The sequence below is a fragment of the Amycolatopsis sp. EV170708-02-1 genome (genome assembly GCF_022479115.1).
Lineage (GTDB): Bacteria > Actinomycetota > Actinomycetes > Mycobacteriales > Pseudonocardiaceae > Amycolatopsis.
Window position 1 is genome coordinate 9,339,299 of record NZ_CP092497.1, and the last position, 14,460, is coordinate 9,353,758.

The following is a 14,460-nucleotide window of genomic DNA, read 5'->3' on the forward strand; positions in this document are numbered from 1 at the left end:
GCATGAGACGTGGCGAAAGCGTCCTTCACCGCGTGTCATGCGGGGAAAGCGTCCTTCAGCCCTTGTTCTCGTGCAGGGCCGTGAGCGACGCCCGGGCGATGGCGTGGCCGAAGAGGTTGAAGCCGAGGAACGCCGGCGTCGCGTCTTCGCCGACGTCCAGCTTTTCGACGTCGACAGCGTGCACCGTGAAGATGTACCGGTGCGGCCCGTGTCCGGGCGGCGGGGCCGCGCCGAGGAACTGCCTCACGCCACCGTCCCCCTTCAGGGTGACGGCACCTTCCGGCAGGCCGGTGCCCGCTTCGTCGCCTGCGTTCGCGGCCAGCGCGGTCACCGACGCGGGGATGTCGAACACCGCCCAGTGCCAGAATCCGCTCGCCGTCGGGGCGTCGGGGTCGTAACAGGTCACGGCGAAACTCTTGGTCTCCGCGGGGAAACCCTCCCAGGACAGCTGCGGGGAACGGTCCTCGCCACCCGCGCCGAAGATCCCGGAAAGCTGGGGTTTCGGCAGGAAGCCGCCTTCCTCGATGTCGGTGCTGCTCAGGGTGAAGGCAGGCAGATCGGGCAGGAAGTCGTACGGATCGGGTGCCTGCGGCATGCGTCCTCCTGGTCGTTGAACAGATGACGGAGCCAGGTTATGACCCCGAGGCCCCGGGCGCGGGTTCAGGGACGAATCCGGGGGTTACCCCTATGTCCAACCCGCCGCGCTGCCCTTAGCGTCGAGCTACACGAAAACCTGCTCTGGAGGGACTCAAGACCATGGCGCGCCCACTCCTCGCGATCGGAGGCATCGCGTTGATCGGCGTCGGTGTCCTCACCGGCCTCGGCTGGTGGTGGCCGTCCGACGCGGAGGCCACCTCGGAGGTCACCCAGCCGATCCGCAGCGTGCGGATCGACAACGACGAGGGCGGGGTCAAGATCCGCGCCGGCGAGGGGCCGGTCCGGGTCCACCAGGAGTTCGAGTACCGCTGGAACAAGCCGGGCGACTCGTTCCGCGTGGAAGGCGACACGCTGGTCCTCGCCGGATGCGGCACCACTTGCGAGGTCCGCTACGACGTGGTTGTCCCCGCGGGCATCCCGGTCTCCGGCAAGCTGGACTCGGGGGCGCTCGACATCGCCGGAGTGTCCACTGTGGACGTCATGGTCGATTCCGGCGCCGTTTCCGTTGCGGACGTGCCGGGCACGGTGAAGGTGCGGTCCGACGCCGGCCGCGTCGAGTTGGCGAACATCGGCCAGGCCGTCACCGTGCAGGCGGCTTCCGGTGCCATCAAGGGGGAACGGCTCGGCGGCAACGTCGAGGCGCGCACCGACAGCGGTCGCATCGAACTCGAACTCCTCAAGGGCGCCGACGTCACCGCGCGGACCGACAGCGGTTCGGTCGAGGTCACCGTCCCGCCCGGCGAGTACAACGTCACCGGCGACTCCGGCAGCGGCCACCGCGACATCGACGTGAATCAGTCCGGTTCGGCCCAGCACAAGCTCGATCTCAACACCGACAGCGGAAGCGTCAAGGTCAAAGCGGCCTGACCGACTTTATCGGGGGAATACTTTCTCATGGGGAACAAGGAGAAGCGCGTCCTCGGCGCGCTCGCTCTCGGCGCGCTGACCGCCTTCGGGATCGTCGGCTGCACAGGGGAAGACCAGCAGAAGCTGAGTGACGGCGCGCCCGTCACCGAGCAGATCACCGCGATCCGGGTGGACGTCCCGGTCGGCGCGGTCGTGCTCCGGGTCGAGGACGGCGCGCCCGTCTCACTGCGCCGCGAAGTGACGTACACCGGCAAGAATCCCGGAAAGACGTACAGCGTCGAGAACGGCACGCTGGTCCTCGGCGGCTGTCAGCAGTGCGGCGTGGATTACGACGTCGTGGTGCCGCGCGAGCTGGCGATCTCCGGGTCCATCGGCACCGGCAAGATCACCCTCGCCCGCGCCGCCTCGGTCGATTTGAAGGGCGACGTCGGCGACTTCAAGGTGATGAACACGTCCGGTCCGGTCAACCTGCGCACCGGCACCGGCGACATCGAGGTCGGTCTCGCGAAGCCGGGCGCGGTCACGGCGAACGCGGAGGTCGGCAAGGTCCTCGTCACCGTTCCCGACGGCGCGTACCAGGTCCGCGCGAAGGCGGAGGTCGGCAAGGTCGAGACCGGCGGCGTCCGGCAGGACCAGGCTTCGGCGAACGTCCTGGACCTCCAGTCCGGCACCGGTTCGATCACGGTGAAGCCCGCATGAAGGCTCTCGCCACCGTCGCCGCGTTGACCCTGCTGCCGCTCACCGCGCTGCCTGCGTCCGCCGCGTCCGGGATCGACTGGAAGCCGTGCGCGACCGAGTACGCGCCGACGCTGGAATGCGCGAACCTCCGGGTGAGCGGTGGTTTTTCGATCGCGCTGGCGAAGCTGCCCGCGACCGATCCCGCCCGCCGCGTCGGTTCGCTGCTGACGAATCCGGGCGGTCCCGGTGGCGCCGGGGTCACCGTGCTCAAGTACGGCGGCCGCGGTTTCGCGCTGGACAAGCCGGAAATGGCCGAGGTGCGGCAGCGGTTCGACGTCATCGGCTTCGATCCGCGCGGCGTCGGCGAAAGCACGCCCGCGATCGCCTGCGGGCCGGATCTGCACGATCCGGCGATCAGCCGCTTTCCGCGAAGCCGTGCCGATTACGACCAGCTGCTCGCGCACAACCGCGCCTCGGGCGAGGAATGCCTGAAGCGGACCGGGCCCAAACTGTCCTCTGTGGACACTTGGCACGCCGCGGACGACATCGAAGCGATCCGGGGCGCTCTCGGCGAGCCGAAGGTGAACTGGCTCGGCGTCTCCTACGGTTCCGAACTCGGCGCCGTGTACGCGGAGAAGTACCCGAACCGCATCCGGACGATGGTGCTCGACGGCGCCGTCGACCACTCGCGGCCGACCAGGCAGGCGGTCCTCGAAGAGGCCATCGCGACCGAAAGCGCGCTCAAGGACTTCGCGAAGTGGTGCACGACGTCGGCCGACTGCGTGCTTCGCGGCAAGGATGTCCTCGCCGCCTATGACGCGCTGATGCGGACGCCCGGCGGTGTGCCGTCGAAGCAGCTCGGCCGGAAGGTGACCGCCGAGGAGATGGCGGCCGGCGTCTACGGCGGCCTCATCCTGCCCGCGTTCTGGCCGGACCTGGCGAAGGGGATCGAGGCCGCGGCAGCGGGCGACGCCGACGGGTTGCTGCCGTACTCGCAGCTGGATCCGTCCTACGGCGCATATCGCGCGATCGGCTGTCACGACTTCGGCTCGCCGTTCACCTCCTACGCCGACATGAGGGCGATGCAGGGACTGGTGAAGACGCTCTCGCCGCACGGCTGGCGGTACTCGGAGTTCTGGGACATGGCGAGCGGGTGCGCGGGCTGGCCGGTGCCGCCGGCGTACCTGCCGCGGCCGCAGAAGGTGACCGGCGCCGCGCCGATCCTCGTGGTCGGCGGCGAACACGATCCGGCGACGCCGCTCGTTTGGGCGAAGGGGCTCACGAGGAACATCGAGAACTCGACGTTGCTCGTCGACGCCGGGTACGGGCACACGGGGCTGCTGAACTCGGCCTGCGTGCGCACCCAAGAGGTGAAGTACCTGGTGATCGGCGTCACACCCGCTCCGGGCACGGTCTGCCGGTAGTCCGGGAACAAGGCGACCGCGCCGCTCGTTGAGCCGGATACAAGGTTGAGTGAGGGTGACTCAAGTCCGGCTTGACGGAAGCCCCACCATCCCGATACAACTTGCGTTGAGCCCACTCAAGGTGGGCGAGAACGTGCAGGTCACGAACTAGCAGGAGGATCACACCATGGCGCGAGCGGTCGGCATCGACCTCGGCACGACCAACTCGGTCGTCGCTGTCCTTGAGGGCGGCGAGCCGACGGTCATCGCCAACTCGGAAGGTTCACGCACCACCCCGTCCATCGTCGCCTTCGCCAAGAACGGCGAAGTGCTGACCGGTCAGCCGGCGAAGAACCAGGCCGTGACGAACGTCGACCGGACCATCCGGTCGGTCAAGCGGCACATCGGTACCGACTGGAAGACCGAGATCGACGGCAAGGCCTACACCTCGCAGGAGATCAGCGCCCGCGTGCTGATGAAGCTCAAGCGCGACGCCGAGGCGTACCTGGGCGAGACCATCACCGACGCGGTCATCACCGTCCCCGCGTACTTCGAGGACGCGCAGCGGCAGGCCACGAAGGAGGCCGGGCAGATCGCCGGCCTGAACGTGCTCCGCATCGTCAACGAGCCCACCGCGGCGGCGCTGGCGTACGGCCTCGACAAGGGCGAGAAGGAACAGACCATCCTGGTCTTCGACCTCGGTGGCGGTACGTTCGACGTCTCGCTGCTGGAGATCGGCGAGGGTGTCGTCGAGGTCCGCGCGACCTCCGGTGACAACCACCTCGGCGGTGACGACTGGGACGAGCGCATCGTCACCTGGCTGGTCGACAAGTTCAAGTCCTCCAACGGGATCGACCTCACCAAGGACAAGATGGCGCTCCAGCGCATCCGTGAGGCCGCCGAGAAGGCGAAGATCGAGCTCTCCAGTTCGAACTCGGCCAGCATCAACCTGCCGTACATCACCGTGGACGCGGACAAGAACCCGCTGTTCCTCGACGAGCAGCTTTCCCGCGCCGAGTTCCAGAAGATCACCTCGGACCTGCTCGAGCGCACCCGCAAGCCGTTCAACAACGTCATCCGTGACGCGGGTGTCGCCGTCGGCGACATCGACCACGTCGTCCTCGTGGGTGGTTCCACCCGCATGCCGGCCGTGTCCGAGCTGGTCAAGGAGCTGACCGGCGGCCGCGAGCCGAACAAGGGCGTCAACCCGGACGAGGTCGTCGCCGTCGGCGCGGCGCTGCAGGCCGGTGTGCTCAAGGGTGAGGTCAAGGACGTCCTGCTGCTCGACGTGACCCCGCTTTCGCTGGGCATCGAGACCAAGGGCGGCGTGTTCACCAAGCTCATCGAGCGCAACACCACGATCCCGACCAAGCGTTCGGAGATCTTCTCCACCGCGGACGACAACCAGCCGTCGGTGCAGATCCAGGTGTTCCAGGGTGAGCGCGAGATCGCGGCGCACAACAAGAAGCTCGGCATGTTCGAGCTGACCGGTCTCCCGCCCGCCCCGCGTGGCGTGCCGCAGATCGAGGTCACCTTCGACATCGACGCCAACGGCATCGTGCACGTCCTCGCGAAGGACCTCGGCACGAACAAGGAGCAGTCGATGACGATCACCGGTGGCTCCGCGCTGCCGAAGGACGACATCGAGCGCATGGTCAAGGACGCCGAGGCGCACGCCGAGGAGGACAAGCAGCGCCGCGAGGAGGCGGAGACCCGCAACCAGGCGGAGACGCTCGTCTACCAGACCGAGAAGTTCGTCAAGGACAACGAGGACAAGCTGCCCGACGAGCTCAAGGGCAAGGTGAAGTCCGCGATCGACGAGGCCAACGAGGCGCTCAAGGGCACCGACTCGGCGAAGATCCGCGAGTCCATCGAGAAGCTGAACACCGCTTCGCAGGAGCTGGGCACCGCGCTCTACGCCAACGCCACCCCGGGCGCCGAAGGCGCCGCCGGTGAAGGCGCCGCCGGTGCGGCGGGCGCGGGCACCGGTTCGCAGGCCAAGGCGGACGACGTCGTCGACGCCGAGATCGTCGAAGAGGACGAGAAGGACAAGAAGTGACGGGACGCTACGACGAAACCGAGGGCCGGGGCCCGGAGGAACCGGTGGTCGTGCGGGACCGTAGGCGGATCGACCCGCTGACCGGCGAGATCCGCCCGGCCGCCCCGGCCGCCGAACCCCAGGACGGCCCTAAGCACGCCGCCCCGGCCGAAGAGGCCACCGAGCCGGAGCCCGCGGCACACGCGGGCCCCGGCCTCGGGGAGTCCCTTGTGGACGATTCGGTGTCGGTGGCCACCGGCCTGGAGAAGGAGCTGGCGGAACGCACCGCCGACCTCCAGCGCCTCCAGGCGGAGTACGCCAACTACCGCAAGCGGGTCGATCGCGACCGCGAGCAGGTCGTCGTCGGCGCGAAGGCGTCGGTCGTCGGAGACCTGCTCCCGCTGCTCGACGACCTCGAGCGCGCGGAGCAGCACGGCGATCTGACCGGTGCCTTCAAGGCGGTCGGCGAGAAGCTGGTCGGCAGCCTGCAGCGGTCGGGCCTCGAACCGTTCGGCACCGAGGGCGAGCCCTTCGACCCGAGCGTGCACGAGGCGGTGCAGCACAGCACGTCGCCGGACGTCACCGGGCCGACGGTCACCATGGTCATGCGCCGCGGTTACCGCTTCGGCGAGCGTGTGCTGCGCCCGGCGATGGTCGGGGTCACCGACCACGAGCCGGGCGGCGACGCCCCGGTGGACCCGCCGGTGGGCGGCGAGCTGCCGCTCGAGGGCGAACTTTTCGATGAGAACAACCGCTGATCGGCGATACGGCGTGAAAGGAGGAGACGTTCGGTGAGTGCACGGGAATGGATCGGTAAGGACTTCTACCGTGAACTGGGCGTCTCCTCCGACGCCACCGCGGACGAGATCAAGAAGGCGTACCGCAAGCTCGCCAAGGAGAACCACCCCGACGCCAACGCGGGCAACGCGGAGGCCGAGAAGAAGTTCAAGGCGGTCTCCGAGGCGTACGGCGTGCTGTCCGACACGTCCAAGCGCAAGGAGTACGACGAGGCTCGCCGCCTCTTCGGCTCCGGCGGTCCCGGTGGCTTCGGCTTCCCGGGCGGTGGTGGCGGCGGCGGTTTCGACGTCGGCGACATCTTCGGCCAGGCGGGTCAGCAGCAGGGCGGCTTCGGCGGTCTCGGCGACATCCTCGGCGGGCTGTTCGGCCGCCGCGGCGCCGCGGCCGGTGCCACGGCGAACCGGCCGCAACGCGGCGCGGACGTGGAGACCGACGTCCGGATCGATTTCGCCGAGGCGGTCAAGGGCGCGACCCTGCCGCTGCGGCTGTCGAGCCCGGCGACCTGTTCCACCTGCGGTGGCAACGGCGCGAAACCGGGGACTTCCCGAGGACGTGCGCGACCTGCCAGGGCAGCGGGCTGGTCAGCCGCAGCCAGGGCGCGTTCGCGTTCTCCGAGCCGTGCCGTGACTGCCGCGGCCGCGGGAAGATCATCGACGACCCGTGCCCGGAATGCGCGGGCGAGGGCGTCAGCACCCGCACCCGCACCCTGACCGTGCGGATCCCGCCGGGCGTCGCCGACGACCAGCGAATCCGGCTGGCGGGCCAGGGCGAACCGGGCCGTGGCGGGGCGCAGCCGGGCGATCTGTACGTCCGGGTGCACGTCGCTCCGCACACGTTGTTCGGGCGCAAGGACCTCGACCTGACGATCACCGTGCCGGTGTCCTTCGCGGAGCTGGCCCTCGGCGGCACGATCACCGTGCCGACGCTCGAGGGCAAGGTCTCGCTGAAGGTGCCGCAAGGTACGGCGAGCGGTCGCGTGCTTCGCGTGCGCGGCAAGGGAATCGCGAAGCGTGACGGCTCGCAGGGCGATCTGCTGGTCACCTTGCAGGCGGCCATTCCGGCCAAACTGGACGACAAGGCCCGTGAAGCGCTGGAGGCCTACGCGGAGGCCATGGCCGGCCACGACCCGCGACCGGAGATCACCGAACTTCTCGAAGGCAGGTGAGCACGATGTTCGGCGGGTTGCCGCACGGTGCGGACGAGGACACGCCGGTGTTCGTCATTTCGGTGGCGGCGCAGCTGTCCGGCCTGCACGCGCAGACCCTGCGGTCCTACGACCGCCAGGGTCTCGTGTCGCCGGGCCGGACCTCCGGCGGTGGACGGCGTTACTCGATGCGGGACATCGCGTTGCTGCGCGAAGTGCAGCGACTGTCCCAAGAGGACGGTGTCAACCTCGCAGGCATCAAGCGGATCATCGAGCTGGAGAACCAGGTCGACGCGCTCCGCGCGCGCATCGCCGAGCTGACCGAAGAGCTCACGGCGGCGTACCTCACCGCCGAACAGACGGCCGCGGCCGTGCACGCCTCGTACCGCAAGGATCTCGTTCCCCTGCGGCAGCAGACGGCACTCGTGGTCTGGAAGCCCAAAAAACGCACCTAGTCTCGCGTGCTCGAACGCGTCACTCGCGTGCTTGAAGACGTCACAAGCGTGCTTGAGGCCGTAACTCACGAGTTACGGCCTCAAGCACGTGAGTTACGCCTTCAAGCACGCGAAGTACGGCTTCGGTGCGTCACTGGCCGGGCACCAGGGTCCGGATCTGCTGGACCTCGCCGGTGCGCGAGTCCTGGATCCGCTGCGCCAGCGCCTTCGACTCGGGGTTCTTCCCGTCCTTCAGCTCGGTCCTCGCCAGCGCGACCCCGTTGTGCTGGTGCGCGACGAAGATGTCCGCGAAGTCGAGGCTGAACTCCGCACCATCCTTTTTGGACAGTGCTTCGAGCAGTCCCTTGTCGGTGAGCCCGTCGCCGCCGTGATGGTGGTGCGCGTGCGGATCGGCCGAACCCGTCTCGGGTTTGCCCCAGGCCTTGAGCCAGTTCCGCATGTCGGTGGTCTCGGTCTGCTGCGTCGCCTCGATCGCGGCCGCGAGATCCTTGAGCTCCTGTTTCTGCGCCTGCTTGGTCTTGACCAGCTTGACGATCTCCACGCCCTGATTGTTGTGGGCGATCATCATCTGCAGGAACATCACGTCGGCGTCGTTGTACTCCGCGGACGCCCCGGCCGACTGGGGGACGGGGGAGAGCGGGGCGCCCGCGGTACCTGGTGAGCCGTCGCCGGCCCCGCAGCCCGCGAGGGCCACGAGACCGGCGACGAGAACGAGGGCCAGCTTCACTGCCGGGTCCACAGCGCGGGGGTGTTCGGCGGTTCCCAGCCCTGGATCGCCGTATGCGCCATCTGGCACCGGTAGGTGACGCCGCCGTAGGTCACCGTGCTGCCGACCGTGTACGCCGTCCCGGCCGCCCAGGTGCCGCCGGTGGGCGGGTTGGCGGTGCTGGTCGGCGGGTTCGAGGTCGTGGGCGGGTTGCTGGTGGTCGGCGGGTTGCTCGTGGTGGGCGGGTTGCCACCGCCGATCTGCAGGTCGATGCAGCTGTAGAAGGCCATCGGCGTATCCGCGATGTTCCACACGGCGAGCACCTTCTGGCGACCGCTGAAGCCGTTGAGGCTCACCGTGTGCGACGTCGGGTCCTTCGGCGCGGAGTTGTTCCCGCTGATGTCGGCGATCTTGGTGCCGCCGATGTAGTACTCGTAGTTCGTGGTGCGGTGGTAGGCGGTGAACTTCCAGTTGAAGGTCACGCTGTTGCCGACCGACGCGGCGGGCCACGGCTTCGACTCGTCGTTGAGCTCGGCGAACTGGGGAAGCCCGCCGTTGCAGCTGCGGAGGCCCTTGGGGCCTTCGACGCTCTGGGGTTCGTAGACGATGCTGCCGCAGCCGGACACCTTGCCTTGGGCGCAGTTCGCCTGGCGGCTGGGCGGGGACAGCACGTAGCCGTGGGCGCTGGCCACCTGCGGGACTGCCACGATGGCGATCGGGGCGAGGATCGCACCGGCGGCGGCTGCCACGAGCTTGCGTTTGACGGTCATGCCGGCTCCTGGGGGATGGAACGACGGTGTTCCCGTGAAGGGGAGCAATGTGGTCTAGACCATAAATCCGCCGGTGACCGCGGTCAATGATTCACTGACCTACTGCTGCGTCGAGCCCAGGTGGAACAGCCGATCGGCCTAATACGAACGAAGCATCGGCTCAGTCCAGGGTGAAGGGGTCGTACTTGATCCGCGCCAGATCCGTGCCCGCGGCGAGCAGTTTCGCGATCGTCGCCCTGATCATCGACGGCGACCCGGCGACGTACACGTCGCGCTCCTGCCAAGCACCGCGCTGCGTGACCGCCGTGGCCAGCGTGCCGCGGTCGCCGCCGGCGATGGTGCCTTCCTCGGTCACCGGGGTCACCGTCAGCCAAGGGCAGGTGACGGTCAGCCCGCGGAGCTCGTCGAGGGCGTAGAGGTCCTCGGGGCGACGGCCGCCGAAGAACAGGTGGACCGGCGGATTGTTCTTCCAGCGCGACATGTCGTCGAGCAGGGCGAGCAGCGGCGCGACGCCGGTGCCGCCGCCGATCATCAGCAGCGGACGGCTTTCCGTGTGGTGCACCGAAAGCGCGCCCAGCGACGGGCCGAGGCGCCAGACGTCGCCGCGCCGGGTGTGGTGGACGATCGCGCGCGAGACCCACCCTCCGCGCACGGCGTGCACATGGAACTCCATCGTCCCGTCGTCGTGCGGCGCGGTGGCGGGCGAGAAGTACCGCCACATCCGCGGCCGCTGCGGCACTTCGACGCTGACGTAACCGCCGGCCCGGTACGGGAGCGGCTGATCGGTGCGCACCTTGATCACGGCGACGTCGCGGGTGGCGAGCCGGTGCTCGACGACGGTCGCCTTCCACCACGCGGGCCCGATCTCCTTGCCCGCGGCCTCGCGCATGGTCTTCGAAATGACGCCGTACGCGGTCACCCAGGCGTCTTCCACCTCGGGAGTCCAGTCGTCCTTCAAGAACCTTTTCAACGCGGCGATCAGCGCGACACCGACGGCGTCGTAATGACGGCCGAGGACGTCGAACTTCCGGTGGTCCCGGCCCAGCTGGCCGAGGAACGTGACCAGTTCGTCGGGCCGGTCCACCATCTGGACGACGTAGACCAGTGCGCGCAGCAAACGATTTCGCTGCGTGGCCATGTTTATCGGGAACAACGCCCTGGCGTCCGGCGAAACGGAGAAGAGCACGCCGTAGAAGTACTGGGACAGCGCCTCGGCTTTCGTTTCGACGGCGGCGAAACTCTCCCTGATGAGCTTGGCCATCTCGACGGTCTTGTCCGCCGACGGTGTTTCGATCAAGGGCGGGACGGGGATCGGTGAAGATCTCGAAGGACTCGGCGGATGCTCGTCCTTCACTGTTTCGGCAGTCATGGGTGAACGATTTTCTCCAGTTGGATCGGGCATATTCTCCAGACCCGATGTCATCGTGCTCGTGTTCCCCCGCGGGTTCCCGACTGTATGCCCGAAAGTCGCGAAAGGATCCAAGAATGGTTGTTTCCCGCTCGAACGGAGCAAACGATATACGCGCCGTCAACACGGTCTGGCACTAAGTAAAGGTGATCAAGCAGGTGGGTTTTCCCTTGCTCACCAGTGGTTTTCGCCACGCCGGAGGCAAAGCGTGATCCGCCGATCGGGTGGGTTTTTCTGCGTGATTACGGGGTCACGTAACGGTATGCGCCGCGCGACTGATCACCATTGTGGAATCGAATTCGCTAGTCGATGGTGAAGGGGTCGTACGCGATCTGGTCGAGCGCGCTGCCCGCGACCAGCATCCGGGACACCGTCGCCCGGATCATCGCGGGCGAACCGGCGACGAGGATCCGGTGTCCCGGCCAGGATCCTTGCTGCGTAACGGCTTCCGCGAGGGTGCCCTGCACGCAGCCGGGAGCTTCCTCACCGTGCTCGACCACCGGGGTCACGGTGAGCCACGGGTTCGTGGCCGCCAGGGCGCGCAACTCGTCGAGGTCGTAGAGGTCCTCACGCGACGGTCCGCCGTAGAACAACTGGACCTTCGGGTTCTCGCCCCACTGCGCGAGGTCGTCCAGGATGGCGCGCAGCGGCGCGATCCCGGTGCCGCCCGCGATCATCAGGACGCCGCGGCCGTCGGTCCGGTCGACCGAAAGCCTGCCGAGCGGCGGTCCGAGCCGCCAGACGTCGCCGGGCTGCGTGTGGCTCACGATGGCGCGCGACACCCAGCCGCCGTCGACCGCCCGCACGTGGAACTCGATGCCGCCGTCCTCGCGCGGCGCGTTCGCCGGCGAAAGGTAGCGCCAGAGCCTCGGCCGCTGCGGTACTTCGACGCTCATGTACTGGCCGGGCTGGTACGGCACCGGGAATTCGGGCTGGACGCGGACCAGGGCGAGATCCCAGGTGAGCCGCCGGTGTTCGAGGACGGTCGCCGACCACGACGCCGGGTTGACGTCGGCCGCGGCGGCCTCCTGCATCGCGCGGGCGACGATGGTGAACGCCTCCGCCCAGGCCCGTTCGACCTCGGGTGTCCAGTCCGGACCGAGGTGGTTCTTGAGCGAGGCGAGCAACGCGGTGCCGACGGCCTCGTAGTGCCGCGGGATGACGCCGAACTTGCGGTGGTCGCGGCCGAGCTGGGTCAGGAACGGGACGAGATCGTCCGGCCGGTCGACCATCTGCACGATGTGCACCAGCGCGCGGACCAGCCTGCCGCGCTGGACCTCCATGTTGATCGGGAAGAAGTCGCGGGTGGCGGGCGCGAGGGTGAACAGCATCCCGTAGAAGAACTGCGAGATCTCCGGGATGAAGGGTTCCGACTTCGCCCAGGTGTCCCGGATGAGCCGCACCATCGCGGTGACCGCGGGCGGGGCTTCACGCGGCGCCGAAGACCGCGGGACCGGGCTGACCGCGTCGGCCGTCACGGGCTGGGAGTCGCTGATCGGGAAGCGCATACCGGAAGACAGTTCCCCAGGTTCACGAACGAGGGTCCACTGGAGAAGAATTCACGGATCATTCACCTCTCCGGTCAGTGGCTGTCGGCCGGTCGGCTGAGTTCCGGCTCGTTCGCGAGACTAGCCGCCGAGAGACCTTTTGCCTGCATCGTTGCTCCGGACGGGTGTACTCGAAACCGGTCCGCAGTGGGCGATCTCACGAGGTAAATAGTTGTCTTACGCAAGTGTCGCCGAATAAAGTTGTACTGTACAAGTAGCCGGGAGGGACCGATGAGCTCCGCGGAAGACGCCAAGGTCGAGCTGATGCGTGAGTTGAAGGCCGCCTCCCAGCTGCAGCACGCCTGGATAATGCAGGCGTGGCAGGACGACCCCGGTCTGCATCCGGCGGCCGCGATGCTGCTGTCGGATCTGGCGAAGCACGGCGAGGCGCGCCCTTCCGAATTGGCCAAACGACGCTTTGTGGACCTTTCGGTCGTAAGCCGTCAAATCTCCCAGCTGTCCGCGGCGGGCATGGTCGACCGCCGTCCCGCACCCGAGGACGGGCGCGCGTCGATCATCAGCATCTCCGAGCGGGGGCGCGCGGAGCTGGGGCGGCGGCGGGCCGGATATCTGGAGTTCATGGAGCGCGCGCTCGGCGGCTGGGACGACGAGAAGGTGCTCGAACTGACCACGCGCCTGGCGGAGATGAACGCCGATGTCCGTGCCGCCCTGTCCGTCCGGACATGCGACGTTTGACGTCGGCCGTTCCTACCCGCCGGTCTTGACTGAACGGACCTTTCGCGGCGCTGTGACGCCGGTAGCGTCGTATCAGTGCGTAACCGGGTCGCATTACTGGTCGCCTTGGGAATCGACAACTTCGGCTCGGGACTTTTCCTCCCGCTCGGGCTGGTCTTCGTCGTCCGTGTGGTGGGTCTCCCCCTCGCCCAGGCGGGGGGTGCGGTCACTCTCGGTGCGCTGGCCGGGTTGCTCGTCCCCGCGTTCGCCGGTCGGCTCGTCGACCTGATCGGCCCGCGGACGGTGATGATCTGCGCCCACGTCCTGCAGGCCGCCGGAGTGAGCGCTTTCCTGCTGGCCGGCGGGTTCGCCGGGGTCGTCGCGGCGTCCGTGATGCTCGCGGCCGGGCAGCAGCTGTTCTACAGCTCGCAGTTCTCGCTCATCGCCGACGTCGCGGGCGAAGGACCGAAGGACCGGCCGTTCGCCGAAGCCGCGATGGTCCGCTCCGCGGGCTTCGGGCTGGGCGGGCTCGCGGCGGCCGGGCTGCTGGTGTGGATCGGGCGTGACGGCCTCTACGTCGCCGTGATGCTGGACGTCGCGACCTTCGTCATCGCCGCGGCCATCCTCTCGACGCTCGTCACCCCCGCCCCGCGGCACCTGCCCCGGTGCTCCGGGTCCGCGCGGGTCTGGCGGAACCGTCCGTACCTGGCGCTCATCGTGTTCAGCGGCCTCTTCGCGCTCACGATGGACTTCTTCCTCATCGGGATGCCGGTGTACGTCTTCAACGCGTTGCAGGGACCCCGATGGCTTCCCGGCGCGATCATCGCGCTGCTCACCGTCGTCACCAGTCTGGGTGGAGTCGTCGGCTTGCGGCTCACCCGGAAGCTGACCCGGATCGCCGCGATGCGCGCGGGTTCGGCGTTGTTCGCGGTGTGGTGCCTTGCCTGCCTGGTGGTGGTGTTCGTGCCGAAGGTGTTCCAGCCGGTTTACCTGCTCGGCGCGACCCTCGTGCTGGCCGCGGGCGATCTCGCGTTCGGCCCGCGGTCCGGGGCGCTGGCCGAAGCGGCGGCGCCACCGGAGGCGCGGGGCCGGTATCTGGCGGCCTTCCAATACGCGTTCACGCTCGCCGCGGTGATCGCTCCGGCCGTCGTCGCGCTGTTCTCCGTGGCAGTCTGGATCCCGTGGGTGCTCGTGGCCGCGTGCGCCTGTACGGCCGTCGTCGGCCTCGGCCGGGTGGGGCCGCGCCTGCCCGCCGAGGCCGTCTCCCCGACCGGGAGCTGAAATTTTCAGAGTTGAGCGGAACAGACTCAACTT

At 68.4% G+C, this 14,460-nt stretch carries 13 protein-coding genes and 1 pseudogene; 9 read left to right on the forward strand and 5 right to left on the reverse strand.

Annotation, left to right across the window (positions count from 1 at the left end):
• Positions 1-55 precede the first annotated feature (55 nt).
• Entirely contained in the window at positions 56-595 is a 540-nt protein-coding gene (locus tag MJQ72_RS42950; RefSeq protein ID WP_240596545.1) for a YbhB/YbcL family Raf kinase inhibitor-like protein, read from the reverse strand.
• Between the two features lie 161 nt (positions 596-756).
• On the opposite strand from MJQ72_RS42950, the gene MJQ72_RS42955 reads away from it, so the two are divergent.
• The 7 genes and pseudogenes from MJQ72_RS42955 to MJQ72_RS42985 all read left to right on the forward strand — a co-directional run bounded on the left by MJQ72_RS42955 (position 757) and on the right by MJQ72_RS42985 (position 8,040).
• On the forward strand, positions 757-1,524 hold the full coding sequence (locus MJQ72_RS42955; RefSeq protein WP_240596546.1) for a DUF4097 family beta strand repeat-containing protein: 768 nt from the start codon (positions 757-759) through the stop codon (positions 1,522-1,524).
• 27 nt (positions 1,525-1,551) lie between these two features.
• Positions 1,552-2,223: a DUF4097 family beta strand repeat-containing protein gene (locus tag MJQ72_RS42960; RefSeq protein ID WP_240596547.1), complete on the forward strand. Its 672-nt coding sequence runs from the start codon at positions 1,552-1,554 to the stop codon at positions 2,221-2,223.
• Entirely contained in the window at positions 2,220-3,626 is a 1,407-nt protein-coding gene (locus MJQ72_RS42965; protein WP_240596548.1) for an alpha/beta hydrolase, read from the forward strand. Before MJQ72_RS42960 ends, MJQ72_RS42965 begins: the two co-directional genes overlap by 4 nt.
• Positions 3,627-3,792: 166 nt before the next feature.
• A complete protein-coding gene (dnaK, locus tag MJQ72_RS42970; RefSeq protein WP_016338148.1) occupies positions 3,793-5,664 on the forward strand; it encodes a molecular chaperone DnaK in 1,872 nt (623 codons plus the stop codon).
• Positions 5,661-6,401: a nucleotide exchange factor GrpE gene (gene grpE / locus MJQ72_RS42975; protein WP_240596549.1), complete on the forward strand. Its 741-nt coding sequence runs from the start codon at positions 5,661-5,663 to the stop codon at positions 6,399-6,401. The genes dnaK and grpE overlap by 4 nt, the downstream gene beginning before the upstream one ends.
• A gap of 33 nt (positions 6,402-6,434) precedes the next feature.
• A pseudogene (dnaJ, locus tag MJQ72_RS42980) lies at positions 6,435-7,606 on the forward strand (molecular chaperone DnaJ).
• 5 nt (positions 7,607-7,611) lie between these two features.
• Entirely contained in the window at positions 7,612-8,040 is a 429-nt protein-coding gene (locus MJQ72_RS42985) for a heat shock protein transcriptional repressor HspR (RefSeq protein ID WP_240601579.1), read from the forward strand.
• A 130-nt stretch (positions 8,041-8,170) separates the two neighbouring features.
• Here the strand turns inward: MJQ72_RS42985 and MJQ72_RS42990 are convergent, their stop codons facing one another.
• The 4 genes from MJQ72_RS42990 to MJQ72_RS43005 form a co-directional block, all read right to left on the reverse strand.
• Complete coding sequence (locus MJQ72_RS42990; RefSeq protein WP_240596550.1) at positions 8,171-8,767, reverse strand: DUF305 domain-containing protein; 597 nt, start codon at positions 8,765-8,767, stop codon at positions 8,171-8,173.
• Positions 8,764-9,516, reverse strand: a complete 753-nt coding sequence (locus MJQ72_RS42995) for a lytic polysaccharide monooxygenase (RefSeq protein ID WP_240596551.1) — start codon at positions 9,514-9,516, stop codon at positions 8,764-8,766. Before MJQ72_RS42995 ends, MJQ72_RS42990 begins: the two co-directional genes overlap by 4 nt.
• Positions 9,517-9,676: 160 nt before the next feature.
• Entirely contained in the window at positions 9,677-10,777 is a 1,101-nt protein-coding gene (locus MJQ72_RS43000) for a globin domain-containing protein (RefSeq protein WP_240601580.1), read from the reverse strand.
• A 449-nt stretch (positions 10,778-11,226) separates the two neighbouring features.
• Positions 11,227-12,432, reverse strand: coding sequence for a globin domain-containing protein (locus tag MJQ72_RS43005; RefSeq protein ID WP_172843548.1), 1,206 nt, complete (start codon positions 12,430-12,432; stop codon positions 11,227-11,229).
• Positions 12,433-12,702: 270 nt separating this feature from the next.
• Here MJQ72_RS43005 and MJQ72_RS43010 point away from each other — a divergent pair, with 270 nt between their 5' ends.
• Both MJQ72_RS43010 and MJQ72_RS43015 read left to right on the forward strand, forming a co-directional pair.
• Complete coding sequence (locus MJQ72_RS43010) at positions 12,703-13,167, forward strand: MarR family winged helix-turn-helix transcriptional regulator (protein WP_240596552.1); 465 nt, start codon at positions 12,703-12,705, stop codon at positions 13,165-13,167.
• A gap of 75 nt (positions 13,168-13,242) precedes the next feature.
• The gene (locus MJQ72_RS43015; protein ID WP_240596553.1) at positions 13,243-14,427 is read left to right on the forward strand and encodes an MFS transporter; all 1,185 of its coding nucleotides are present in this window, start codon (positions 13,243-13,245) and stop codon (positions 14,425-14,427) included.
• Positions 14,428-14,460 lie beyond the last annotated feature (33 nt).